A 21,163-nucleotide genomic window follows, 5' to 3' on the forward strand; every position below is an offset into this window, starting at 1 on the left:
GGATGGTCTCCGTTTTGACGCGGGGTTCCACCCAGCCCGCACAGAGGCCCGCTCGCTAGGATCGGAGGTGATGATTCTTCCCTCCACTGTCACCGAACCACCTGCGGAGATCCCCCTCCCCGACTGGGTGAAGGCGCTGCTCGCCTGGCTCGGCCAGGTCGGCATGAATGCCCTGACGGTCGCCATCATCATCGTCAGCTGCATCGTGATCGGGCTCGTCCTGCGGCTCGTCATCCGACGTGTGGTGCACCGCATCGTCGACAGCGCGAAGAACAAGGCGTCGGTCGACGACACTCAGGCACTCGAGCGCTCTCCGCTCGCGGATATGCGCCTGGTGCAGCGCACACGCACGCTCGGCACCATCCTGCAGAACATCGTGAACGTGATGCTGGTCGTGATCGCGATCGTGCTGATCGTGAACGCGCTCGATTCGAGTCTGCTCGGCTCGCTGACCCTCCTGACCGCTGCGGTCGGCGCTGGTCTCGGTTTCGGCGCCCAGAACATCGTCAAGGACGTGCTCAACGGCATGTTCCTCGTGGCCGAGGACCAGATCGGCATCGGCGATGTGGTGGATCTCGGTCTCGCGAGCGGTGTGGTCGAATACGTGAGTGTGCGCATCACCCAGGTGCGCGACGTCAACGGCACGCTGTGGTACGTGCGCAACGGTGAGGTGACCCGGATCGGCAACATGTCGCAGGGGTGGGCGCGCTCCATCATCGACATCGGCGTGCCGGCCGACTCCGACCTCGAACAGGTCGAGCACATCATGCTCGAGACCGCGCAGGGACTGTCGAAGGATCCGAAGTGGCGTACGCGCATCATCGAGAAGCCCGAGCTGTGGGGCTTGGAGTCCATCGACGGGGACGCGCTCGTGGTGCGTATCGTCATCAAGGCCAGGGCCAATGCCAAGGACGACGTGGCCCAGGAGCTGCGTCGCCGCCTGCGCGCTGCCCTCCTCGAGAAGGAGATCGGCGTGCCCCGAATGGTCGACGTGGTGCCGACGGGGCTCGACGGTGCACGGCGGGTCCGCGGTGCGAACCCGCCGAGAACGCGCCCGAACGCGGTAACCGGCGTGCCGGTGGTCCCCGACCGAGGTATCTGGCGGCGGAAGAAGCCGAACGACGACGGGAGCACCCAGAAGTGACCTTCTACGACGAGATCGGCGGGCACGAGACCTTCCGGAAGATCGTCTCCGTGTTCTACCGCGAGGTCGCGCTGGACCCCGTCATGAAGCCGATGTACCCGGAGGAAGACCTCGGCCCTGCCGAAGACCGTCTTCGGATGTTCCTCGAGCAGTACTGGGGCGGCCCCACGACGTACGGTGAGACCCGCGGGCATCCGCGTCTGCGCATGAGGCACATGCCGTTCCACGTCGATGCGGATGCGCGAGACCGTTGGCTTCGTCACATGCGCACCGCGCTCGACGAGGCGCAGTTGTCTCCCCTGCACGAAACCACGCTGTGGGACTACCTGGAGCGCGCGGCCTATGCCATGGTGAACACACGCGAACCTTCCGGGATCGGCGCCGGACCCGGCGGCCGGCCCACGCTCGAGACCCGCTCACGTCAGGAATCAACGGAGACCCCATGACGACAACGCCCCTGTCCGCAGACGTCCTGGTGATCGGATGGGGGTTGGCGGGCCTGGTCGCCGCCGCCGAGGCGCTCGATGCCGGGCGGCGTGTCATCCTGGTGGATCAGGAACCGCGCACGAACCTCGGTGGGCAGGCCTGGTGGTCGTTCGGAGGGCTGTTCTTCATCGACTCCCCCGAGCAGCGGCGCCTCGGCATCAAGGACTCGTTGGAACTGGCGACCCAGGACTGGTTGGGCAACGCCGGATTCGATCGCCCGGAAGACGAGTGGCCCCGGCGATGGGCCGAGGCGTACCTGCAGTTCGCCGCCGGCGAGAAGCGCGCGTGGCTCCGTGAACGTGGGGTCGGCTTCTTCCCCGTCGTCGGCTGGGCGGAGCGCGGCGGCTACGGCGCTATCGGACCTGGCAACTCCGTGCCCCGCTTCCACATCACGTGGGGCACCGGCCCGGGAATCGTCGCGCCATTCGCCGCAGCTGTCGAGCAAGGGGAGCGAGAGGGGCGCCTGACCGTGCTCCCCCGCCACCGCGTCTCCGAGCTGCTGGTGACCGACGGAACCGTCACCGGGGCACGCGGGCAGATCCTCGCGACGAGCGGGTCGAAGCGCGGTGAGCCTTCATCGCGCGACGTCGTCGACGATTTCGAGATCACGGCGACAGCGACCATCGTCTCGTCGGGCGGCATCGGTGGAAACCACGACCTTGTACGCGCCGCTTGGCCCGCGCGCCTCGGCACTGCACCGGACCACATGCTCACCGGGGTGCCCGCGTATGTCGACGGCTCGATGCACGGTGTGAGCGAGGCCGCCGGTGCCCGGCTGATCAACGGCGATCGCATGTGGCACTACGTCGAAGGCATCGCCAACTGGGATCCGGTGTGGCCGTCGCACGGGATCCGCATCCTCCCCGGGCCGTCTTCGCTGTGGTTCGACGCGACCGGCACTCGCCTGCCCGTGCCGCTGTTCCCCGGATTCGACACTCTCGGAACTCTCGCTCATCTGCGCACGACCGGGCACGACCACTCCTGGTTCGTCACGTCGCGCCAGATCGTCGAGAAGGAGTTCGCCCTCTCCGGAAGCGAGCAGAACCCCGACCTCACCGGGAAGGACGTGGGCCTCCTGTTGAAGTCCCGCCTGGCGAAGGGGCCCACAGGGCCGGTGCAGGCGTTCCTCGACGAGGGTGAGGACTTCATCGTGGAGAACGACCTCGATTCGCTGCTGGAGCAGATGCAGAGGCACGCCGGCGGCGAGGTGCTGGACATCGACAACGTGCGGCGCGAGGTGCTCGCCCGCGATCGGGAGATGGAGAACGACTTCACGAAGGACGCGCAGATCGGCATGCTCCGTTCCATGCGCAGCTATCGAGGCGACAAGCTCATCCGAACGGCGGCTCCGCATCGCCTTCAGGATCCGGCCGCGGGGCCGCTCGTCGCGGTGAAGCTGCACGTGCTCACCCGCAAGTCGCTCGGCGGCATCAACACCGACCTCCAAGGGCGCGCGCTGAACGCGGTCGGCGAGCCGATCCCCGGGTTGTACGCCGCTGGCGAGGCGAGCGGTTTCGGCGGTGGCGGAGTGCACGGCTACCGTGCGCTCGAGGGGACGTTCCTCGGCGGGTGTCTGTTCTCCGGCCGCATCGCCGGACGGGCTGCGGCTCTGGCCGGATGATCTCGGTCCCGGGCTTTCCGGGTGAACCTCTTCGGGGGATCCATCCTGCTTGTTCGGGGTAACCCGAAGCGGCGGCGGCGGGTCTCGAGTCGTCGCGTCCTGCTCCCTACCGTGGACTCGTGCGCATCCTCTGCATCCTCGGTCTCGTCTCGGCATCGATCCTCGGCGGTACGCTCTCCGCTGCCGCCGCCGAGGCGTCGACGGCGCATGAAAGCGCGGTCAGGAGCTACGCCGAGGCGTTCGCGACTCCCGGGGTCGCGGCAGCGGTCATCTCGAATGGTGACGTCGACCTGATCGTGCACGGCCGTGATGGAGCGGGCGACCCGATCACTCCGCAGACGCCGTTCCGGATCGCGTCGATGAGCAAGTCGATCACGGCGACCGCGATCATGCTCCTCGTGCAGGATGGAGCGCTGGCGCTCGACGACCTCGTCGTCGAGCGGCTCCCTGAATTCACGATGGCCGACCCCAGGCATCGGGACATCACGATCAGACAGCTCTTGTCTCATACGTCGGGGCTCTCGCTGCAGACGAACGACGAGTTCTCGCTGCCGGCGCCGCGCAACACGCGGGCGGTGGTGACTGAACTCACAGGACGACGACTCGTCGCGGATCCGGGTGCTCGTTTCGAATACCACAACACGAACTACTCGCTCGCGGCCCGCATCGTCGAGGTCGTCTCCGGGCAGAGCCTCGACGAGTTCCTCCGTCAGCGGCTTTTCGCCCCGCTCGGGATGCTCGACTCTCGAAGCGTCGACGCCTGTGATCAGAGCGTCGACGGGCTCACACCCGGCTACTCCGTGGTGCTCGGGGTCGCCTATGTCATGCCGGAGATGCCGGGCCGGTGCGGCGGCAACGGTGGTGTGGTCTCGACGCTTTCCGACATGGTGCAATGGCTGGGTTTCAACCAGGGTGACGTCGGTGCGGACATCCTGGATCCGGTGCTGCGGGAGGAACTGCATTCTGTGCAACCGGGCGCCGTGTCGTATGCCCTGGGATGGCAGAACCTCGGTCCGGACGGAGCACCAGCGCCCGGCGTCCTGTCGCACGCGGGTACTCTCGCGACGTTCGGCGGGTCGATGGCCTTCGACACCACCACCGGTACCGCAGCCGTGGTGCTGACGAACGGGGTGGGCTCCCCCGGCGAGCTGGTGCGTCACCTGATCGAAGGCGACGCGTCCGCGGCGACGTACGAGAATCCGCTGGATATCGCGAACAGGATCCTCCTGGGTGTCACAGCGTTCGCGTCGATCGTTCTGCTCGTCACGACGCTGAGGGCTCCGCGGTGGGCGAGGCGGATGCGCGGAGAGGGGAGGTCGCGTGCCGGTGTCCGGCTCGTTCCGTTCGCGCTCGTCATCGTGGCGGGGTTCTTCGTCCCCCTGGTGCCAGGGCTGCTCGGGGGATCCGTGAACTGGCAGTACTGGGTGATCGACCTCTGGCTGTTCCCGCTCTTGGACGCTCTGGGACTCGTGCTCGTACTGGGTGGCACAAGCGCGCTGGTGAGCAGGATCGTGGCACTGCGGCTGGACTCGCGGGCGCCCGGAGGATCTCAGCCCGCGGAGCCGGTGTCCCGGACGCTCGTGAGACCCGATGCGACGGGACCGCGCGAGAGCACGTGACCACGTCGGAAGGCGAGACGTGTCCACCGCCCCGACTTCGACACGCGGACCTGCTCCTCACCGGAGATGAACCCCATCGCGTCGGCAGCGAAGGCGATTCCCCGAGGGAGGCCGTCGAGGTCCTCGTCGGGTTCGCCCCAGATCGCCGCACGCAGGGCGCGTACGGCCTCTTCGCCGGATCCCGGGGCTGCGCCGCGGGCGACGGCGGAGATTCCCCACTGCGCGCGCTGCGCGATCACAGATGCGTCGAGCTCCCCTACGGGCTCCCAAGAGCCACGGGGCGGAGCCACCCCGGCCCAGGCGGGCGACATCCCGGTCTCCGGGAGACCGAGCCGCTGCGGCTCATCGGTCTGCGAGAGCTGGTCGACCACGATGTCGCACTCGAGCTCGGGGTCGGCGTGCACGATCCGCATCGCGAGGATCGTCGGTGTCTGGTCGAAGAGTCCATGGGGAGCGAGCGCCGCGGTCGTGAGGGCGAGCACACCGTTCCCCGCCTGCAACCGTACTCCCTCGTCCGTGATCCGTGACGCGCGTCCCACGAACGTGAGGACGTCCTTCGCTGTGTCCGGGTCGGCGAGGAGGAGGTGATGCGGCACGCGTTCTAAACTACCAACGGAGCGGCGCCTCGGGGCGCGGAGAGGAACAGATGAGCACGGACGAGCACGCCACCCGGACCGTCGAGCGACTGCTCGAGGTGCTCGATCTCGATTCGACGCAGGCACGGACCACGGAGGACATCTTCACGGGTTCTTCGCACCCGATGCCGAGCGGGCGGATCTACGGTGGCCAGGTCCTCGCTCAGGCGCTCCTGGCTGCCGAACGCACGCTCCCCGAGGATCGGGCTGCGCACTCGATGCACGGCTACTTCCTGCGCCCCGGCGACGCGAGCCAGGGCATCACGATCTCTGTGGACCGCATCCACGACGGACGTTCCTTCTCGACGCGCCGTGCCCAGGCGTACCAGAACGGTGTGCCGATCTTCTCGATGATCGCTTCCTTCCAGGACGCGGACCCCGGTGTCGAACATGCGGCATCGATGCCGGAGGGCATTCCCGCACCGGAAGACCTGGCTCCGGACGAGGCCCGCGTGCAGGGGCTCCCCGGCGGGACGGCCCGGATGCTGAGCGAGCGAGCAGCGGACATCCGTCACGTCGACTCGCCGTTGTATCTGCCCAGTGACGACGAGCGCATACCGCAGCAGGCCGTGTGGATGCGCCTGCGGGCTCCGCTCCCCGACGACCCGCGTCTGCATCGCGCAGCCCTCGCCTACCTCAGCGACATGACGATCCAGGAGTCCATCCTTCGGGCGCACGGCGTGTACTGGGCGCTTCCCGGTCTCAAAGTCGCGAGCCTCGATCACGCGATGTGGTGGCACCGGCCCGCGCGGGTGGACGAGTGGCTCCTGTACGTGCAGGAGTCCCCGAACGCGCGCGGCGGACGGGGACTCGCCACCGGCCGGATCTTCACCCGTGACGGCGAGTTCGTGGCGAGCGTCGCGCAGGAGATCATGATCCGCGTCCCTGACGATCAGGACTGACGAGCAGCACTGACCAGCAGCGCTGAAGCGTCTGCCGGGTTTGACTGGCCCGACCGGCTTGAAGAGCTGGCAGCTTCGGTCGAGGCGCGCTGCGACCGGGACCGCGGCCGGTGTCAGCGGTGTGTGTACTCGATCGATTCGCCGACGTACGGCTCCCAGACGTCGCGCATCTCCTGGGTCAGGCGGGTCGGGCGACCGGTCTGCGCGTCGACCAGGACGATGATCGCCGTCGAGCGCGCGTAGATCTGACGAGGTTCCGCCGTCGGATCGTTGTGTACCTCGTAGCAGACCTCGACGCTGGATCCGCCGAGCTTGCCGAACCACATCTGCACCTCGAGCGGTCGCCGCTGATACGGCACCGGCGCGAGGTATTCGATCTCCTGGCGGGCGATCAGCGTGAGGATCCCCTCTTCGATGCCCGAATCGAGCACCGCCGTCGATGGAGCCTCCTCGCCGGGGCCCGCACGCCAGAACGCTCGCACGCGAGCCTCCTCGAGCAGTTTCAGCATCGAGGTGTTGTTGACGTGGTTGAACGCATCCAGATCGCCCCAGCGGAGCTGGATCGGGATGTGCAGGCGGGGCCCCGGCGTCGCGGTCATGACGGAGTCAGTCGCGCGTCAGCTTGCGGTGGGTCGAGCGGTGCGGCTTGGCGGCATCTGCGCCGAGACGCTCGATCTTGTTCTCCTCGTACGCCTCGAAGTTGCCCTCGAACCAATACCACTGGTCCGGCTTCTCGTCGGTTCCCTCGTAGGCGAGGATGTGCGTGGCGATGCGGTCGAGGAACCACCGGTCGTGGGTGATCACCACGGCGCAGCCGGGGAACTCGAGCAGCGCGTTCTCCAGCGAGCTCAGGGTCTCGACGTCGAGGTCGTTCGTGGGCTCGTCGAGAAGAAGCAGGTTGCCACCCTCCTTGAGGGTCAGCGCCAGGTTGAGGCGGTTGCGCTCACCACCGGAGAGCACGCCGGCCTTCTTCTGCTGATCGGGGCCCTTGAAGCCGAACTTCGACACGTAGGCGCGCGACGGGATCTCGGTCTTGCCGACCGTGATGTAGTCGAGGCCGTCGGAGACGACCTCCCACAGCGTCTTGTTCGGGTCGATGTTGGAGCGGGACTGGTCGACATAGCTGATCTTGACCGTCTCACCGATCTTCAGGTCTCCGCCGTCGAGCGGCTCGAGCCCGACGATGGTCTTGAACAGGGTGGTCTTTCCCACACCGTTCGGCCCGATGACGCCGACGATGCCGTTCGGCGGGAGGCTGAAGCTGAGTCCATCGATGAGCGAGCGCCCGTCGAAGCCCTTCTTCAGGTTCTTGGCCTCGATGACCACGCTTCCGAGACGCGGGCCCGCCGGAATCTGGATCTCCTCGAAGTCGAGCTTCCTGGTCCGCTCCGCCTCGGAAGCCATCTCCTCGTATCGGGCGAGACGCGCCTTCGACTTGGTCTGGCGACCCTTCGCGCTGGAACGCACCCACTCCAGCTCCTCCTTGAGGCGCTTGGCGAGCTTGGCGTCCTTCTTGCCCTGGATCTCGAGGCGTTCGCCCTTCTTCTCCAGGTACGTCGAGTAGTTGCCCTCGTAACCGATCAGGCGGCCGCGGTCGACCTCGGCGATCCACTCGGCCACGTGGTCGAGGAAGTACCGGTCGTGGGTGATCGCGATGACGGCGCCCTTGTATGCCTGGAGGTGCTGCTCGAGCCAGAGCACGCTCTCGGCGTCGAGGTGGTTGGTCGGCTCGTCCAGCAGCAGCAGATCGGGCTTCTGGAGGAGCAGCTTCGCCAGCGCCACGCGACGCTTCTCTCCACCCGACAGCGGTGCGATGGCCGCGTCTCCCGGAGGGGTGCGGAGGGCGTCCATGGCCTGCTCGAGCTGCGAGTCGAGGTCCCAACCGTCTGCCGCGTCGATCTCCTCCTGAAGCGAGCCCATCTCGGCGAGGAGAGCGTCGAAGTCGGCATCGGGATCCGCCATCAGAGCGGAGATCTCGTTGAACCGGTCGAGCTTGGCCTTGATCGCGATCCCGTCCTGGATGTTCTCCAGAACGGTCTTGGTCTCGTCGAGTTCAGGTTCCTGCATCAGGATGCCGACCGTGAAGCCCGGGGAGAGCTTCGCCTCGCCGTTCGACGGGGTGTCGAGTCCTGCCATGATCTTGAGGATGGTCGACTTACCCGCGCCGTTCGGACCGACCATGCCGATCTTGGCCCCGGGGAGGAACGCCATGGTCACGTCGTCGAGGATGAGCTTCTCGCCCACCGCCTTGCGCGCACGAACCATCGAGTAGATGTACTCAGCCACCGAAAACCGCTCCTTCTGTTGGCGTCGAAGATCGACACTCCAGCCTACCGGCCCCCTGGCATCTCACCAGTCGATCGGACGTGTGGTGCCGACGAGACAGCGCCCCTCCGCGAGCTGCGGGAGAACCGCCGTGACGACCTGACCGGTGGAAGGACCGACCTGGCCGACGAGGCACTCGTCATTGCCCCAGCGGACCGAGAACTGCAGACTCTCCGCCGGGTTGCCCACCGTGGTCAGGTCCTGGGTCACCTGCATCGAATCGCGATCGAATCCTGCGCCGATCAGCGCGTCGATGTACGCCCGACCTTCGCCGCGCTGCTCGGTCGCCCAAACGCCCTCCGCGGTAGCGGTGAACAGCGGCAGATTGTCGTCTGCGCTGCCATCCGGCACGAGAACGGGCCCGACGGGTGCCGTCGATTCCGCGTCCGGTGAGGCGGAGGCCGTGGCGGAGGGAGACGGTGCGGCGGTCGGCGTGCAGCCGGACAGGAGCATGGCGACGACAGCGGCGGCGGCTAGTGCACCGGCTGTGCGCGGCGGAGGAAGGACCGATCGACGAAGCACGTGCCGAGTCTACGTCGCCTTCTCATCACACCTGCGCTGTCCTCGTGCCCCGTTCACGCGCGCAGCCGTGCGCCGTCGCCGAGGCAACGCCCGTCACGCGCTCCCGGCCACCTCTACGTCCGGTGCCGACCAGGAGAGTGCGAACGCGGATGAATCGCTCCCCGAGCCCAGCGCATCGACGTCATCCTCGGAGACACGCGTATCCGGTGATTCGGTCGACGTGTCGGGAATACTCGTCTGCGGACGCGGCTGCGGGCGATACGCCGTGGTTCCCCACCGCAGATCATGGCCGATCGCGTCTGCCTCGATGTCGACACTGGTGCCGTGCTTCCCATTGCTCTCCCAGTTGCGGATCTTGAGACGCCCCGTCACGATGACGCTGTCTCCCGTGCGCAGCGACGCCTTGGCGTTCTCTCCGAGGTGGCGGAACGCCGCCACCGAGTACCAGTTGGTGCCCGAATCCGTCCACGTCTGCGTCGCGGCATCGAAGCGACGGTGCGTGGTGGCAAGGCGGAAGTTGGTGACAGGGACCCCTCCGCCTGTCTGTGTCTGCGTCGGGTCGGTGGCGACTCGTCCCACGATGGTCAGGGTGTCGATCATGTTCGTATCCTCTCGATCGCCGGGTCTCTTCCGGCTTTCTCCAGCTTGCGCGGGAGCATCGGGCCGCGGATGCGGTGAAGACGCTACCGGTGGACAGATTGCAGATCGCGCGGACGGTGGAGAGAAAGCCCCGATGACAGCGACGGAACCTGCGACGGCGAATGTCGGTGGTCGGTCATATCTTCGAATCATGAAAGGAGTACCGATGTCCGACCACCTGACCACCTCCCTACCCGACGTCCCGTTCGCCACGCCTCGACTCTCCTCTGCGCGCGAGCATCTGGTCCGCGCTGCCGATCACCTCTGGAGGGTGCAGGATCGCCGGGAGCACATCCTGGGTCATCTCCGGATCGTCGCCGATCCGCTGGGGCTTCGGTACCGCGCCGAACGGCTGCACCTCGCGACGGGCGTGTTCCGCGTCGTCGGCGAGTTCTGGCGTGTGGACGACGCGGTCGCGGCTCTGCGTGCTTCCTGACGACGGCCAGGAGCCCGGTCCCGTTCCGCGTCTCTCACCGGGATTCGATCCTGCGTGGTGCCCCCGGCAGGATTCGAACCTGCGACCAAGAGATTAGAAGGCTCCTGCTCTATCCCCTGAGCTACGGAGGCGCACGCGTCTAGAGTATCGCGCTCCTGCCGAACGATCATGACGCCGGTTCCGGTCGGGGATGTCGGGACCGTCGATAGGATGGCGACATGGTATCTGCGTCCGAGAACGACCGTCTCGTATGGATCGACTGCGAGATGACGGGCCTCGATCTCGCAGTCGACGAACTCGTGGAGATCGCGGTCGTGATCACCGACTTCGAACTCAACCCCGTCGATGCGGGGTTCCAAGTGGTGATCAGAGCCAGCGAAGCGGCCCTCGACCACATGAATGACTTCGTCACGAACATGCACGAGACCTCGGGGCTCATCGACGAGATCGCAGGCGGTCTCTCGCTCGAAGAGGCGGAGGCGCAGACTCTCGCCTATATCAAGCGCTTCGTTCCGCTCGAGCGGAAGGCTCCTCTGGCAGGCAACACGATCGGCACGGACAGGATGTTCCTGGCAAAGTACATGCCCCAGGTCGATCAGTGGCTGCATTACCGCAACGTCGACGTGTCGAGCATCAAAGAGCTGTCGCGCCGCTGGTATCCGCGGGTGTTCTTCCAGGCTCCCTCGAAGGACGGCGGTCACCGCGCCCTTGCTGACATCCTGGAGTCGATCAGGGAGCTCCGCTACTACCGGGAGGCCGTGTTCGTCGATGAGCCGGGTCCGTCCAGCGACGAGGCTCGCGAGATCGCTTCCCGTACGGTGTCAGAGTTCACTCCGAACATGTAATAGACTCGTATGGTTGCCCGCTCCGGTGGGCACATGGTGGGTATAGCTCAGCTGGTAGAGCGCTGGCTTGTGGTGCCGGATGTCGCGGGTTCGAGTCCCGTTACTCACCCCAATAAGGAGTAGGGCGGGCGGGGGATAAAACCCCCGCCGCCTACATCCCCGCCTACATCGCTTCGGATCACGCCTCAATCGAGGAAGTGATCATGGCTAAGAGTCGCCAAGAACTGGTACGAGAAGCTCGCTATGGAAACAGGGCGAGGGATGCATCCGAGCAGACGCGTTTGATGCGGGCCGCGCTGACTATCAACAAAGAGATCGTCGCCGCAGTGAATGACGGCGACATATCGATTGAGGTGAACAGCCCCGACCTGTCGTTCGAGAACCGCATCGCGGGCGCTCTGGCTTCCAGCGTAGGTCTTGGAGGCGGGCACAACGGCGAGCCTGATCGCCCCACCTATCGCTCTCTATTGTTCGAAGCGATCCGCGCGCGCCAGATTGTGAGCCTCGACCAGATCGACGAAGTTATCGACGCGGTGCTCTCGGTCGATACCGAGGATATCTTTCCCAACCCGGCTGCGCTCCGATATGATCGGACGTTCGCCGCTGATGGACGCGTGATCGAGTGATGCGCGAACGAGCGAAAAGCAGGCAGGAGTCCGCACGACCCCGCGTGTTCTTTGGGTATGGACACATCCGCGCACTAGGTCTCCCCACGACATGCGTTTTTGGCGCTGATTCACCTCTCGGCGTCGAAGCCTCCAAGTATCGGAGTCCAGTCTCGCGAGTGGGCAAGAAGTGGGGCGAGTGATGTCTGTGGCCGCAACTAGCGTGATCGATCATGGCTAGCGTCTCTCCCCGCACTCTCGCATCCGGTGAGGTGCGTTGGCGTGTCCAGGTGCGCGTCAAGGGGCAGATGAAGCAGACGACGTTCCTGGAGAAGAAGGGCGCCGATCAGTTCGCGGCACTCGTGGATCGTGTCGGGTGGGATGCCGCGGATCAGGTTCGCCAGTCGCGTGGACAACGAGACGATGCCACACCCACACTCCGCGAGTACACCCACCGTTACCTCTCCCCCGAATCCGGGCTGCTGACGGGCGTGGAAAAGGGCACACGCGAGGGATACGAGGCTGAGGCTGAACGATCCTGGCTGCAGACTCTCGGTGACGTTCCCATCGACCTCATCACGAAGCCTGACGTGGGCGCGTGGTTGGCGTGGCAGGAAAAGCAACCCGTCTGGCGTGATCGACACAAGCCGCGAGCTCAGCAGAAGCACGTGTCCTCGAAGACGATCAAGAACTACCACGCCCTACTCTCGGCCGTGCTCAAGTCCGCGGTCGACGAAGGGTTTCGCACCGATAATCCCGCCTACAAGATGCGTATGACGCGTGGAGTGAAGCGCGAGAACGTGTTCCTCACGCCCGCAGAGTTCGCCACCCTGCTGCACTTCATCCCCGAGCGCTACCGACGTATGGTGCTGTTCCTCGCCGGCACAGGGCTCAGGTGGGGCGAGATGAGCGCTCTGACATGGGCAGACGTGAACCTCCACGGCAATCCCCCGACAGTGCGAGTGACGCGCGCGTGGAAGAAGGCGAAGGGCGCGCCGATCCTCAGCTACCCGAAGTCGTCGAAGTCGAGGCGCTCGGTTTCGCTGTTCCCCGACCTCGTGGCGATCATGGGCGAACCGGGCGCATCCGACGAATGGGTGTTCCCTGCGCCTCAAGGCGGGCACATGTGGCACGGTGCGTTCTACACGCGCATCTGGCGTACGGCCGTGATCAAGGCGTCGGATGCCGAGACGTGCCGAGCTCTGGACCTCGAGCCGCTGCGTCGCGAGCCGACCGTCCACGACATGCGACACACGCACGCCTCGTGGTTGATCGCTCAGGGCATCCCACTCCCCTACATTCAGGCGCGCATGGGGCACGAGTCGATCACTACGACTGTAGGCGTGTACGGGCACCTCGTCGCGGACGCGCACGACCAGATGGCAAGTGCGATCGCGCTCACCCTGTCTGGCGCGCAATCGCCTCTCGCGATCACCCAGAACGACGAAACGTAAAATCGACTTGACAAGTCTGTAATTACGGACACATAATGATGTCATGCACAGGATGAACGACTCGGGCCGGCGGGTAGTGATGACCGCCAGAAGATCCTTGGGGGTCAACGGTGACCCCGCCAACGGCAAGACGCGCAGTACCCGCTGAACCGAGACAACGAGGTCTCCCGTATACGCAGAAGAAGCCCCCGCCATCGTGGCGGGGGCTTCTCTGGTTTGACGTCACAGGCGAGGTCGCCCGTTGGGTGCGGTGAACCAACGACAAAGAGCCCCCACCCGGCACGTGGCCGAGTGGGGGCTTCTGTCAGTGCTGGTCGAGGTCGCGGTCGATGCGGATCACACACTGACCTGTGGTCGGCGCGGTGCGCGTCTCGCCGGACTGGGTGATCTCGAGCTCGAGGTAGTGCTTCCCCACGGCCCACGTCCCGTCGAGGGTGTGCGTCAGCTCACCAGCCGTCGCGTCGGTCACCGTGTGGTCGAGTTCCTCGAACGCACCTTCACGGGAGAGGTGGCGGACGATGAGCCGCACGGTCGCCCCAGTGATGTCGTGGTTCACGGCGAACGTCACCGGGAACTTGTCGCCCTGCTTCACCATGTGGCCTCCAATGTGAGTTCCGGCACGGTGGCCGTCAGGTTGAGCGCGTCGATCGACGCTTCCAAAGTCAGGCGAGCAGGCCACTCAACGGCCGGGGCGTCGATGATGCCCTGCCCGGTGAGGGTGAGTTCCCCGACGCCCGTTCGCGTGATCTCTGCCGACACCGACGCAGCGCCGTCGAGCTCCAAGACACCTGCCCCGGTTCGCTGCACCTCGACTACCGTCGTGGCCGAGCCGGATAGGCCCAACTCCCCCGCCCCGTGCGCGTTGACCTCAAGACCAACGACCGCCGTTCCGGTGACTGCGAGCTCGCCAGTACCTGCACGCGCCACAGAGACAGTGCGGGCGGCTGCGCCGTCGAGACCGAGGGTTCCCACTCCTGTCCGCGTGATGGACAGAGTGCGGGTAGCCGTTCCGGAGAGCTGCAGGGTGCCCGTGCCGGTGAGCGTGGACGCGCCGACAGCAGCGATCCCTGCCACGTTGGCACACTGCACCATCCGGGCACCACGACTGATCGCCGTGTTGTAGTTCGCTTGCGATGCTGCGATGTGCCCGACCACGGGTTTCCCGTAGGCGAGGACCGCATCCCACGCGGACTGTGCGGCGTCGTAGTTCATGCCGAGGATCGACCAATGGGACTGATCCGCCGCGAGCCCACCGCTCGTCACGTCCGTGTCGTAGAAGTAGCCCCACGTCTGATACCCGCGGGCAGTGGCTGCATCGGCGAGTCCTGTAGCACCTGCGCCGACACCGTAGAACTTGACGACGATCTTCGTGTTGCCACCGTGCGCGTCGAGCAGGTTCAGGAACTCGGTGTTGTACGTACCGATCGCGTGCTTCGGGTCGACGATCGCGACGTGTGTGCCGGTGAAATCGTCCAGGAACTGGTCAAGCCGGTAGTACGGTCGGGGAGTCCCAGCCGCGTTCAACGAGTTCTGGTACGTCTGCACCTGAGCCCACGTCATCGCCGAGATATCCGGCAAGCCGGTGGTCTGCGAGGTGCGGTTCAAGGATGCGTCATGGCACCCCACCCACACACCATCACTGGTCCGGTTCGCGGAGAACTCCAACGCCCCGTAACCAGCCAGCGCGGCCTGTTCGTACGCGTACTTGCTCATCTCGGGCCAGTTGGTCGACCCGCCGCGGTGCGCCCAGGTTGCTCCCGGCGTGGCGAGCATCTGCGACACCGACGAGAACCCCGGAGGCGTGACCACCGGTGCCGCGCTCGGGATCGCAACCTGCACCGCCCACCCGTTCGAGTCCTGAGCCGACGAGTAGGTGACCGTCAGGTCACCCGATGCACCCGCCGCCGACATCGACTTCTGGTAGATACCAATGGTCTCGAGGTAGTTGGGGATCTGCTCCACCCACCGTGCCCGCGTCCACCCTGCAGGGGAGGCTGCGGTGATCTCATCAGAGGCGACCTGCGCGCTCGTCGCCTCTTGCGTGACCGCGACGACAACCGAGCTCGCCGGCGCCGTAAGTGACGGGGCGATGTTCTGGCTGCGTGGCGACGCGCCAACCGTGGATCGGGTGCGTGAGGCACCGACCACACGATTCGCCCAGTCGCCAGTCCCCCACACCACACCGAACGTCATCGCGTTCGACACCGACGTGGTGAACGTGGCCATGCTGCCGTCGCCGAGTTGCTTCACACGCCCCCACATCTGGTTGCGGCGCGTGCCCGTCGTCTCAACAGCCTTCAACACCTCCCACCCGGCAGGTGCGGTGAACGTCGCCGTGGACGATGCGGACATGAGCGACACGATCACCCATGCCCCCACCGGCACGTCAGCGATGTTCACCACGGGACTCAGAGAGTCATTCACACGGGTGTACGCGGTTCCCAGCACTGCGGCATCAGCCATGACTACCTCCGATGCCCAGGAAGATCGATCAGACGACCGAGGTGACGTTGACCGTGGGAACCACGTTCACCACCGTCTGACCGGGAAGCGGCCCGGTCGGGGACAAGAGCGCGAAGCCGCCAACGAACGTGCCACCGGTAGCAGCCGTCCAAATGCCCCCATGCGAGTAGTTGCCGCTGGCGACATCCACGGCCACGCTGGAGCCGGACACCACACCGTCGACCGCACCGCCAGCCCATGCGGTCTGCTTCCGCGCGTACGCGGGAGTGCCCCCGATGGCCTCCGATGCGCCCGTGACGCCCGGGTCAGCCGTGTGCAGGCTGATCCAGTTGCCGCGCGCAGTGACGGCGAGGGCCGCCGCTTCCTTCGAGTCGTTCGTGAACGCCATGATCAACCTCGCTTCCGGTCGCGGCGGAGCGTGACCCGCTGGACGGCCATCTCGACGGAGGCCTCAGCTTCGGGCGCGTCCAGCACGGCCTGGCGCACCAGCGTCACGTCGGCGTAGTCCTTCGGGATCCCGTTCGACACGATCGAGAGCGCGGACGCGGCACCAGCGAGAACCGCTGTGGCGACCGCGCCGGCCGCGGCGAGACTGATGCCGAGAAGCGCGTCACCAGTCGTGGGGATCGCGATCGCTGCGATCGGGATCACCGATGCGAGCGACTGGGTAGCGGTGCGGATGAAACCGCGCTTCGCGGCGAGCTTCGTCGCAGCGGGGATGATGGGGTCAGTCATGAGATTGAATCTCCTTCGGGTCGGGGGTGATGCTTGCGTAGCCACGTGGGAGGGATGGTGTCTTCGATCAGGGCGATGTCGGACGGATCAAGGTCGGGCCCGTGGTCTGTCGGCCACTGGCGGGCGATCGCGCGCAGGATGCGGGCGAACGCGGACGACTTGAGCCGGTCTTTCTCGGTGAGCGTCGCGACATCAGTCTTGAGTGCGGTGATCTCTGTCCAAGCGCCCTCGAGCTGCTCGCTGACCCTCTTGTCGATTCGCGCATCGAGCGCGGTCTTCGCATCAGTCTTGGTCTTGCCTCGCGTGGCGAGAAAGGTGAGAACGACGCCCATCCCGCCCACGCCAGCGCCGATGATGGTGATGATCGTTTGCGGGTCCATCAGGCGTCCTCCTCTCGCCGTTCCTTGATCTCCTCACCGAGCAGGGTGAGTCGGAAGATCGGGAGCGGCAGGGCAAGGACGATGATGAACGCGACGAAACCGGCAGATGCGGCGGGGTTGGCTCGGAACAGCACCACGGCGGCGGCGTAGGCGGCGAGGAGCGCGACCAGCAGCGCCTTGCCGCAGATCTCCCACCTCCACAAATGCGGAAAAGCGACACCAAGCAAGCAGGTCGTGGCAACGATCGCTAGCAGCGTCCCCATGGTGTCGATCACCGGTTCATCGAAGAGCTCGTGCAACACGGGAGAGCCGAAGAGCGCCGCCCAGATCCCCGCACCGATCGCGATCAGGTCGTACACCGGCAACCAGACACGCTTCAGTGACCGGTACTTCCACTCATCTGGTGGAATCGCGTCGGGGTGCCAGATCGACGCGAGCCATACCCTCCGCATCATCCCTCGACGGCCGGCACGGAGGCGGCAGTCTTCTGTAGGCCAGCGATGGTCTGAGCGAGCTGGGATGTGTCGATCTTCTGTTCCACGGCCCGCGACCAGTACCGGCCCCCGACCGAGCCCGAGATGTCGTAGGCGAGACCGCGCATGCACGCGTCGAGCGCCGACCACGGCACCCCGAAGGTCTTCAAGGCGGTCGTCAGCCCCGCGTCGTCGAGCTCGAGGTACTTCTGATCGGGGTTGTGGATAATCGCGGCGTTGATCGCATCCAAGGGGACGTCCTGGTGGGACACCTTCTCCTCCCCCAGCGTGAAGACGTGCTTCTCGTTCCAGCGGATAGTGCGCATGGGGGAGTCCTCCAGGGTCGTAGTGGCCGGTGCGGTCGTCGCGCCGGCAGCCGGGTCGTTGCGGTGGTTGTCGAGGTGATCGAAGTGCTCGCCGTGCCACGGCTCGTCCTTCGCGGTCGGGCGGCCCTTGCTGTCGAAGTACCGGGCGGTCTGCCTCCACCCGTTGTCGCGCCAGACGGCTGCGGCGCGCGGGTCGTACCAGTCGTCCGAGTCGGCGGCGCCACCCCAGCAGTGCACCGACTGGTCGGCACCGAGCGCGTAGGGCGCCTTCGGCGCCCACGGCCCGCCTTTGAGGTATCGCTCGTAGGCGAGCCATGCGGCGCGGTTCTTGTTCGCCTGCTCCGGGGAGCGGCCCGCCTCGTTGATGTCGGCCAGACGACCCAGCTGCGCATCGATGCGTCGGATCGATGCCGCAGCGCTCGGGGACGCCCACCCTCGACCGTGGCCAAGGTCTGTCTTGATCAGCGTGCCGCCCATGCGGTCACCGCCCTTCTGCGTTAACGACGAAACCCCCACCGGATGGTGAGGGTTTCGTCAGAGAGCTCGGACTAGATCAGTCGGTCTGCCGTTTGGGACGCAGCGCGACGTTGATGCAGGCGATGAGGAGGAACACTGACCAGAAGTGCCCGGGAGCCTGCAACAGCGGGTTGAGCGCGTTGCCGACCAGAATGGAGAGCGCCGCAGCAGCAACGACCGCGAAGACGGGTCGCATGTCCGGGCGAGCCTTCATCGCCTTCCAGAGCGCGATGATGATCAGAACCACGGTTGCGATGAGCATCGCCGCGCCAAGCACGCCTATGTGCGCGAGGAGCATGTGGTACTGCATTTCGAACACCCACGCCCGAGTGGGGTGGCGGGTGTAGCCATCGATTGTCATGCCGATGCCCTGACCCCAGATCGGGGAGGCGATGAACTCGTCCCACAGCCGAGGTAGCTGCTCGAACCGTAGCCGCTCGTCGAGAGTCTGCGCTTGCCCCGTGGCGAGGCCGACGACACCGAGGAAGGTGCGCCTCACGACTACCGTGAATGAGGCTCCGATCGCTGCAAGGACCAGCACTACTGCGCCTCCGGCGATGAACCACCGCGTCCGCTTGCTCATGGTGACGCGCTTAGATCGATCCCGCGTGAGCCAATAGGCGATCAGGATGATGATGGGAATCAGGATCGCGAGCACGACCGTTGCCCGCCGCGACGACACAACCGTCGCGACCAGGGAGGCCACTGCTGCGGCGATCATCCATCGACGATCGGGGAGAGCGCTCGTGCGCGGAAGGATCGCCCCGACGACCCACATGGGCGCGGTCGCCATGAGGGTGCTGGTTCCGTAGATGGCAATAGTCGCGCCGAAAGCGAAGCCGCGCGAATTGCCTCCGAAGATCGGATGAAGGACCGACGCAGGAAACCCTGTCGGGATGGTGAATGCGATGAGGAGCGTGATCGCGCTCAGTGCGACCGTGACCCACACAGACACCCAGAGCAACTTGCGAATGAGCTCCTCAGTGAGCGCGGACGCCCAAGTCCAGAACAGGATTGGAGCGGCAGCCCAGGCAATGAGCGAGTGCGCCCATCCCTCATTGCCGAATCCCACGACGACGCCGAGCACGATCACGGCAGCGGACAGGATTGCCGGCACTCGGAGTTCTCGCACGAGAGGGCGGCGCTCGGATGCGATGAGGAACACAGACGAGGCGGCCATGACCAGAAGAGCGACCAACAGAACAGGGGTGTGCCCGACCGGAATCATCAGCAGGTATGCGAAGGTACCGAGGATGCCCCAGTGGGCGGCCATAGCGAGTTTCCCGCTAGGCGCGAGCAGCCCTGGCGATGTCAGCGTCGTTGAAGTCACGATGACCAACATATCGCCATGGCTGCTCACCCTACGGCTGAATTGCCACCTGCTGCGCCGCGCCTGTCGGGAAGAGCGCCATCAGTCGCGTCTTGCCCGCGCCATTGTCGTCGGCGTACAGCCGAACGTCGCTGCTTGCGGGCGAGGAGGGGGTTGAACCCTTCGCCATCTGCACGTAAGCCCCGCGAGAGACCTCGTAGAGCCCCTCGTTGCCGAACATCGACAGGAAGTGTGCAGCCCCGCGCGGGAGCGTCGCCTTCGTAGTGGGAGCGAACGAGTTCCCGATCGCGGTCAGCGAGTTGACCGCGAACGCTGTCGCTTCCACGATCTCGAATCCGACCGTTCCGCCGATAACGATATTCCCGAGCAGCGAAACACGTTGGATCTGGATGCCGTCGACCTCGACAAGACGAATGCCCGCCGAGCCCGTACCGGACACCGTCATCATGTTCCCTGCGATAGTCGTCCCCACCACCGCCGGCGGCGTGTTCGGCTGGTAGTACGGCGACGGTAGCTTCGACTGGATTCGAACCCCATTCAGGGCTCCGGTGATGCGGTTGTTCGCGATCACGTTCCCGAGACACCCAACAGCGAACCTGATGGAGGCACCAGTCGCTGAGCCGACCACCCCGTCGATGAAGTTCCCCTCGACGATGTTGTTCGAGCATCCGAAGTAGCCCTTGATGCCGTCACCCTCACCACCCGAGCGGGTGGTGCGAAGCGTGTTGCCGGTGATCGTGTTCCGTTCGCACCCCCATGCCATGTGAATGCCGGTGGAGTTGAAGTCCCGGACGACGTTGTCGGAGATGACGTTGTCGCACGCTCGCGGGGAGAGCAGGATGCCGCGGTGACCGAAGTTCTCAAGCACGTTTCCGGTCACGACACACTGTGCGCCGCCGACCAGGGCGATGCCGTGGGTGCCGCCCTTGACGCGGTTCCCAGAGATAATGTGCCCCCGAGACAGGTTCGTGGGGTTCGTGAACGTGAGCGTGTTGTTCTGCCCACCGGACTGGTCATCGACCGTGTTGGAAACGCAGGAGATCCCCACCCCGGACGAGACCGTTCCATACGGGTCGTCGATGGTATGAGTGATCGTGTTGTTGAGCACGCGGCAGTCGTTCGTGTCCCAGTCGAGTCGGATCGCCGTAGCGCTCGTCGTCGGGAAGCCGAATGCGGTAATTCCCTCGACACGGATACGGTCAGCGTCGCGAAGCACCACGGCCCCGTAAATGAGACCGTTGACATCGAAGGTTCCACCTAGGACGCTCGCGTCCTCGATATGACCAGAACCGAGCCAAGCGGGAGACTCAACGAGGGCCGTCACTCCTGCCGCCGACCGCGCCTTGAGGGTAGCGCCAGTGACATCGAGGGTGACCCCAGTCTTTAGCAGCACCTTCGTGATTGAGTAGACGCCTCCGAACGCGAAGACGACCTTTCCTCGCACCGCCGCGGCGGCATCGATAGCCGCCTGGATCGCGGCCGTGTCGTTCGCAGTGCCGTCACCGACAGCTCCATAGCGCCGGACATTGAACACCGCCCCGAAGCGGTGATCGAGAGCGGTCTGGGTCTCCGAAGAGCCCTCCGTCGAGACGTACCCCGCGATTGCGCCGTCATTCTCGACACCGTTCACCCCAGGGATTCCCTGCAAGCCCTTGTCGCCCTTCGGCCCCTTCAGGTTTGCGATCGGAACAAGCTCAGCAGCCATTG

At 65.6% G+C, this 21,163-nt stretch carries 23 protein-coding genes and 2 tRNA genes; 10 read left to right on the plus strand and 15 right to left on the minus strand.

Annotated features, from left to right (window positions below; genetic code table 11):
- Nucleotides 1-70: 70 nt before the first annotated feature.
- The 4 genes from MOX01_RS10935 (at nt 71) to MOX01_RS10950 (ending at nt 4,870) form a co-directional block, all read left to right on the plus strand.
- The gene (locus MOX01_RS10935; RefSeq protein WP_058631146.1) at nt 71-1,144 is read left to right on the plus strand and encodes a mechanosensitive ion channel family protein; all 1,074 of its coding nucleotides are present in this window, start codon (nt 71-73) and stop codon (nt 1,142-1,144) included.
- Nucleotides 1,141-1,590 (plus strand): globin, encoded by a 450-nt coding sequence (locus MOX01_RS10940; protein WP_141369589.1) that lies wholly within the window; start codon nt 1,141-1,143, stop codon nt 1,588-1,590. Before MOX01_RS10935 ends, MOX01_RS10940 begins: the two co-directional genes overlap by 4 nt.
- Nucleotides 1,587-3,251 (plus strand): FAD-binding dehydrogenase, encoded by a 1,665-nt coding sequence (locus MOX01_RS10945; protein WP_141369591.1) that lies wholly within the window; start codon nt 1,587-1,589, stop codon nt 3,249-3,251. The genes MOX01_RS10940 and MOX01_RS10945 overlap by 4 nt, the downstream gene beginning before the upstream one ends.
- Before the next feature lie 119 nt (nt 3,252-3,370).
- The gene (locus MOX01_RS10950) at nt 3,371-4,870 is read left to right on the plus strand and encodes a serine hydrolase domain-containing protein (RefSeq protein ID WP_211368743.1); all 1,500 of its coding nucleotides are present in this window, start codon (nt 3,371-3,373) and stop codon (nt 4,868-4,870) included.
- Here MOX01_RS10950 and MOX01_RS10955 read toward each other — a convergent pair.
- Entirely contained in the window at nt 4,801-5,466 is a 666-nt protein-coding gene (locus tag MOX01_RS10955) for a DUF8185 domain-containing protein (protein ID WP_046747035.1), read from the minus strand. The two genes, MOX01_RS10950 and MOX01_RS10955, sit on opposite strands and share 70 nt — an antisense overlap.
- 50 nt (nt 5,467-5,516) lie before the next feature.
- Here MOX01_RS10955 and MOX01_RS10960 point away from each other — a divergent pair, with 50 nt between their 5' ends.
- On the plus strand, nt 5,517-6,407 hold the full coding sequence (locus tag MOX01_RS10960) for an acyl-CoA thioesterase (RefSeq protein ID WP_058631142.1): 891 nt from the start codon (nt 5,517-5,519) through the stop codon (nt 6,405-6,407).
- 113 nt (nt 6,408-6,520) lie between these two features.
- Here MOX01_RS10960 and MOX01_RS10965 read toward each other — a convergent pair whose 3' ends face one another.
- From MOX01_RS10965 to MOX01_RS10980, 4 genes are all read right to left on the minus strand, one after another.
- Nucleotides 6,521-7,006, minus strand: coding sequence for an acyl-CoA thioesterase (locus tag MOX01_RS10965; RefSeq protein ID WP_046747037.1), 486 nt, complete (start codon nt 7,004-7,006; stop codon nt 6,521-6,523).
- A 7-nt stretch (nt 7,007-7,013) separates the two neighbouring features.
- On the minus strand, nt 7,014-8,693 hold the full coding sequence (gene ettA, locus MOX01_RS10970) for an energy-dependent translational throttle protein EttA (protein WP_046747038.1): 1,680 nt from the start codon (nt 8,691-8,693) through the stop codon (nt 7,014-7,016).
- 63 nt (nt 8,694-8,756) lie between these two features.
- Nucleotides 8,757-9,254 carry a DUF6993 domain-containing protein gene (locus MOX01_RS10975; RefSeq protein ID WP_046747039.1) on the minus strand — a complete coding sequence of 166 codons (498 nt, stop codon included), beginning with the start codon at nt 9,252-9,254 and terminating at the stop codon, nt 8,757-8,759.
- A gap of 93 nt (nt 9,255-9,347) precedes the next feature.
- Nucleotides 9,348-9,854 (minus strand): single-stranded DNA-binding protein, encoded by a 507-nt coding sequence (locus tag MOX01_RS10980; protein ID WP_141369593.1) that lies wholly within the window; start codon nt 9,852-9,854, stop codon nt 9,348-9,350.
- Between the two features lie 205 nt (nt 9,855-10,059).
- Between MOX01_RS10980 and MOX01_RS10985 the strand changes: the two genes are divergently transcribed.
- Complete coding sequence (locus MOX01_RS10985) at nt 10,060-10,329, plus strand: hypothetical protein (protein WP_052748636.1); 270 nt, start codon at nt 10,060-10,062, stop codon at nt 10,327-10,329.
- A 55-nt stretch (nt 10,330-10,384) separates the two neighbouring features.
- Here the strand turns inward: MOX01_RS10985 and MOX01_RS10990 are convergent.
- Nucleotides 10,385-10,460, minus strand: a tRNA-Arg gene (locus tag MOX01_RS10990).
- Nucleotides 10,461-10,547: 87 nt separating this feature from the next.
- Between MOX01_RS10990 and orn the strand changes: the two genes are divergently transcribed.
- From orn to MOX01_RS11010, 4 genes are all read left to right on the plus strand, one after another.
- Nucleotides 10,548-11,174, plus strand: coding sequence for an oligoribonuclease (gene orn, locus MOX01_RS10995; RefSeq protein WP_046747041.1), 627 nt, complete (start codon nt 10,548-10,550; stop codon nt 11,172-11,174).
- Nucleotides 11,175-11,210: 36 nt separating this feature from the next.
- Nucleotides 11,211-11,286: transfer RNA gene (locus MOX01_RS11000), tRNA-His, on the plus strand.
- Between the two features lie 91 nt (nt 11,287-11,377).
- Complete coding sequence (locus MOX01_RS11005; RefSeq protein WP_141369595.1) at nt 11,378-11,800, plus strand: hypothetical protein; 423 nt, start codon at nt 11,378-11,380, stop codon at nt 11,798-11,800.
- Between the two features lie 212 nt (nt 11,801-12,012).
- Nucleotides 12,013-13,233, plus strand: a complete 1,221-nt coding sequence (locus tag MOX01_RS11010; RefSeq protein ID WP_141369597.1) for a tyrosine-type recombinase/integrase — start codon at nt 12,013-12,015, stop codon at nt 13,231-13,233.
- 304 nt (nt 13,234-13,537) lie between these two features.
- Here MOX01_RS11010 and MOX01_RS11015 read toward each other — a convergent pair whose 3' ends face one another.
- From MOX01_RS11015 to MOX01_RS11055, 9 genes are all read right to left on the minus strand, one after another.
- Nucleotides 13,538-13,828 (minus strand): hypothetical protein, encoded by a 291-nt coding sequence (locus MOX01_RS11015; RefSeq protein WP_141369599.1) that lies wholly within the window; start codon nt 13,826-13,828, stop codon nt 13,538-13,540.
- Complete coding sequence (locus MOX01_RS11020) at nt 13,822-15,696, minus strand: glycerophosphodiester phosphodiesterase family protein (RefSeq protein ID WP_141369601.1); 1,875 nt, start codon at nt 15,694-15,696, stop codon at nt 13,822-13,824. Before MOX01_RS11020 ends, MOX01_RS11015 begins: the two co-directional genes overlap by 7 nt.
- 28 nt (nt 15,697-15,724) lie before the next feature.
- Nucleotides 15,725-16,084: a phage tail fiber protein gene (locus tag MOX01_RS11025; RefSeq protein WP_174799776.1), complete on the minus strand. Its 360-nt coding sequence runs from the start codon at nt 16,082-16,084 to the stop codon at nt 15,725-15,727.
- 2 nt (nt 16,085-16,086) lie between these two features.
- Entirely contained in the window at nt 16,087-16,431 is a 345-nt protein-coding gene (locus MOX01_RS11030; RefSeq protein ID WP_141369603.1) for a hypothetical protein, read from the minus strand.
- Complete coding sequence (locus MOX01_RS11035; RefSeq protein WP_141369605.1) at nt 16,428-16,811, minus strand: hypothetical protein; 384 nt, start codon at nt 16,809-16,811, stop codon at nt 16,428-16,430. The genes MOX01_RS11030 and MOX01_RS11035 overlap by 4 nt, the downstream gene beginning before the upstream one ends.
- A complete protein-coding gene (locus MOX01_RS11040; protein WP_141369606.1) occupies nt 16,811-17,266 on the minus strand; it encodes a hypothetical protein in 456 nt (151 codons plus the stop codon). The genes MOX01_RS11035 and MOX01_RS11040 overlap by 1 nt, the downstream gene beginning before the upstream one ends.
- Entirely contained in the window at nt 17,263-18,087 is an 825-nt protein-coding gene (locus MOX01_RS11045) for a M15 family metallopeptidase domain-containing protein (RefSeq protein ID WP_141369608.1), read from the minus strand. Before MOX01_RS11045 ends, MOX01_RS11040 begins: the two co-directional genes overlap by 4 nt.
- Before the next feature lie 76 nt (nt 18,088-18,163).
- The gene (locus MOX01_RS11050) at nt 18,164-19,399 is read right to left on the minus strand and encodes an O-antigen ligase family protein (RefSeq protein WP_141369610.1); all 1,236 of its coding nucleotides are present in this window, start codon (nt 19,397-19,399) and stop codon (nt 18,164-18,166) included.
- A gap of 88 nt (nt 19,400-19,487) precedes the next feature.
- Nucleotides 19,488-21,161, minus strand: a complete 1,674-nt coding sequence (locus MOX01_RS11055) for a right-handed parallel beta-helix repeat-containing protein (RefSeq protein ID WP_141369611.1) — start codon at nt 21,159-21,161, stop codon at nt 19,488-19,490.
- Nucleotides 21,162-21,163 lie beyond the last annotated feature (2 nt).

This window comes from Microbacterium oxydans (assembly GCF_006540085.1).
GTDB lineage: Bacteria > Actinomycetota > Actinomycetes > Actinomycetales > Microbacteriaceae > Microbacterium > Microbacterium oxydans.

Bases quoted from the DNA above. Each gene is read 5' to 3' on its own strand.
- MOX01_RS11040 (WP_141369606.1), bottom strand. From the start codon at position 17,266: ATGATGCGGAGGGTATGGCTCGCGTCGATCTGGCACCCCGACGCGATT.
- orn (WP_046747041.1), top strand. From the start codon at position 10,548: ATGGTATCTGCGTCCGAGAACGACCGTCTCGTATGGATCGACTGCGAG.
- MOX01_RS10965 (WP_046747037.1), bottom strand. From the start codon at position 7,006: ATGACCGCGACGCCGGGGCCCCGCCTGCACATCCCGATCCAGCTCCGC.
- MOX01_RS10935 (WP_058631146.1), top strand. From the start codon at position 71: ATGATTCTTCCCTCCACTGTCACCGAACCACCTGCGGAGATCCCCCTC.
- MOX01_RS10980 (WP_141369593.1), bottom strand. From the start codon at position 9,854: ATGATCGACACCCTGACCATCGTGGGACGAGTCGCCACCGACCCGACG.
- MOX01_RS11035 (WP_141369605.1), bottom strand. From the start codon at position 16,811: ATGGACCCGCAAACGATCATCACCATCATCGGCGCTGGCGTGGGCGGG.
- MOX01_RS11030 (WP_141369603.1), bottom strand. From the start codon at position 16,431: ATGACTGACCCCATCATCCCCGCTGCGACGAAGCTCGCCGCGAAGCGC.
- MOX01_RS11045 (WP_141369608.1), bottom strand. From the start codon at position 18,087: ATGGGCGGCACGCTGATCAAGACAGACCTTGGCCACGGTCGAGGGTGG.
- MOX01_RS11005 (WP_141369595.1), top strand. From the start codon at position 11,378: ATGGCTAAGAGTCGCCAAGAACTGGTACGAGAAGCTCGCTATGGAAAC.
- MOX01_RS11055 (WP_141369611.1), bottom strand. From the start codon at position 21,161: ATGGCTGCTGAGCTTGTTCCGATCGCAAACCTGAAGGGGCCGAAGGGC.
- MOX01_RS10960 (WP_058631142.1), top strand. From the start codon at position 5,517: ATGAGCACGGACGAGCACGCCACCCGGACCGTCGAGCGACTGCTCGAG.
- MOX01_RS10985 (WP_052748636.1), top strand. From the start codon at position 10,060: ATGTCCGACCACCTGACCACCTCCCTACCCGACGTCCCGTTCGCCACG.
- MOX01_RS11020 (WP_141369601.1), bottom strand. From the start codon at position 15,696: ATGGCTGATGCCGCAGTGCTGGGAACCGCGTACACCCGTGTGAATGAC.
- MOX01_RS11015 (WP_141369599.1), bottom strand. From the start codon at position 13,828: ATGGTGAAGCAGGGCGACAAGTTCCCGGTGACGTTCGCCGTGAACCAC.
- MOX01_RS11025 (WP_174799776.1), bottom strand. From the start codon at position 16,084: ATGGCGTTCACGAACGACTCGAAGGAAGCGGCGGCCCTCGCCGTCACT.
- MOX01_RS11010 (WP_141369597.1), top strand. From the start codon at position 12,013: ATGGCTAGCGTCTCTCCCCGCACTCTCGCATCCGGTGAGGTGCGTTGG.
- MOX01_RS10945 (WP_141369591.1), top strand. From the start codon at position 1,587: ATGACGACAACGCCCCTGTCCGCAGACGTCCTGGTGATCGGATGGGGG.
- MOX01_RS11050 (WP_141369610.1), bottom strand. From the start codon at position 19,399: ATGGCCGCCCACTGGGGCATCCTCGGTACCTTCGCATACCTGCTGATG.